Source organism: Streptomyces sp. NPDC029014, from assembly GCF_055564695.1.
Map to the genome: position 1 here is coordinate 1963 of NZ_JBVHVT010000173.1, position 1990 is coordinate 3952.

The following is a 1990-nucleotide window of genomic DNA, read 5'->3' on the forward strand; positions in this document are numbered from 1 at the left end:
GTCGGGTGATGGGTGGCTGGTCGTTGTTTGAGAACTACACAGTGGACGCGAGCATCTGTGGCCAAGTTTTTAAGGGCGCACGGTGGATGCCTTGGCACCAGGAACCGATGAAGGACGTGAGAGGCCGCGATAGGCCCCGGGGAGCTGCCAACTGAGCTTTGATCCGGGGGTGTCCGAATGGGGAAACCCGGCAGTCGTCATGGGCTGTCACCCACTGCTGAACACATAGGCAGTGTGGAGGGAACGAGGGGAAGTGAAACATCTCAGTACCCTCAGGAAGAGAAAACAACCGTGATTCCGGGAGTAGTGGCGAGCGAAACCGGATGAGGCCAAACCGTATGCGTGTGATACCCGGCAGGGGTTGCGCATGTGGGGTTGTGGGAATGAGCTTTCACAGTCTGCCGGCTGTGAGGCGAGTCAGAAACCGTATGGATAGGCGAAGGACATGCGAAAGGTCCGGCGTAGAGGGTAAGACCCCCGTAGCTGAAATCTGTACGGCTTGCTTGCTCATCTCCCAAGTAGCACGGGGCCCGAGAAATCCCGTGTGAATCTGGCGGGACCACCCGCTAAGCCTAAATATTCCCTGGTGACCGATAGCGGATAGTACCGTGAGGGAATGGTGAAAAGTACCGCGGGAGCGGAGTGAAATAGTACCTGAAACCGTGTGCCTACAAGCCGTGGGAGCGTCGAGATCTTCGGATCTTCGTGACTGCGTGCCTTTTGAAGAATGAGCCTGCGAGTTAGCGGTGTGTAGCGAGGTTAACCCGTGTGGGGAAGCCGTAGCGAAAGCGAGTCCGAATAGGGCGATTGAGTTGCACGCTCTAGACCCGAAGCGGAGTGATCTAGCCATGGGCAGGTTGAAGCGGAGGTAAGACTTCGTGGAGGACCGAACCCACCAGGGTTGAAAACCTGGGGGATGACCTGTGGTTAGGGGTGAAAGGCCAATCAAACTCCGTGATAGCTGGTTCTCCCCGAAATGCATTTAGGTGCAGCGTCGTGTGTTTCTTGCCGGAGGTAGAGCACTGGATAGGCGATGGGCCCTACCGGGTTACTGACCTTAGCCAAACTCCGAATGCCGGTAAGTGAGAGCACGGCAGTGAGACTGTGGGGGATAAGCTCCATGGTCGAGAGGGAAACAGCCCAGAGCATCGACTAAGGCCCCTAAGCGTACGCTAAGTGGGAAAGGATGTGGAGTCGCAGAGACAACCAGGAGGTTGGCTTAGAAGCAGCCACCCTTGAAAGAGTGCGTAATAGCTCACTGGTCAAGTGATTCCGCGCCGACAATGTAGCGGGGCTCAAGCGTACCGCCGAAGTCGTGTCATTGCAGCAATAGGGCCAACGCCTGCTGTGATGGGTAGGGGAGCGTCGTGTGCCGGGTGAAGCAGCACCGGAAGGTAGTTGTGGACGGTTCACGAGTGAGAATGCAGGCATGAGTAGCGATACAAGAGTGAGAAACTCTTGCGCCGATTGACTAAGGGTTCCTGGGTCAAGCTGATCTGCCCAGGGTAAGTCGGGACCTAAGGCGAGGCCGACAGGCGTAGTCGATGGACAACCGGTTGATATTCCGGTACCCGCTTTGAAACGCCCAATATCGAGGCGAGCGATGCTAAGTCCGTGAAGCCGCCCTGGATCCTTCGGGTGAAGGGGAGTGGTGGAGCCGACGGACCAGACTTGTAGTAGGTAAGCGATGGGGTGACGCAGGAAGGTAGTCCAGCCCGGGCGGTGGTTGTCCCGGGGTAAGGGTGTAGGCCGAGGGGTAGGCAAATCCGTCCCTCATGAAGGTTGAGACCTGATGCCGAGCCGATTGTGGCGAAGTGGATGATCCTATGCTGTCGAGAAAAGCCTCTAGCGAGTTTCATGGCGGCCCGTACCCTAAACCGACTCAGGTGGTCAGGTAGAGAATACCGAGGCGTTCGGGTGAACTATGGTTAAGGAACTCGGCAAAATGCCCCCGTAACTTCGGGAGAAGGGGGGCCACGCCTGGTGATGA

The 1990-nt window shown here is 57.1% G+C and carries 1 rRNA gene (cut by a window edge); it reads left to right on the plus strand.

Annotation, left to right across the window (positions count from 1 at the left end):
• Positions 1-59 precede the first annotated feature (59 nt).
• A 23S ribosomal RNA gene (locus ACZ4VL_RS40010) occupies positions 60-1990 on the plus strand; it runs 1271 nt beyond the window's last position.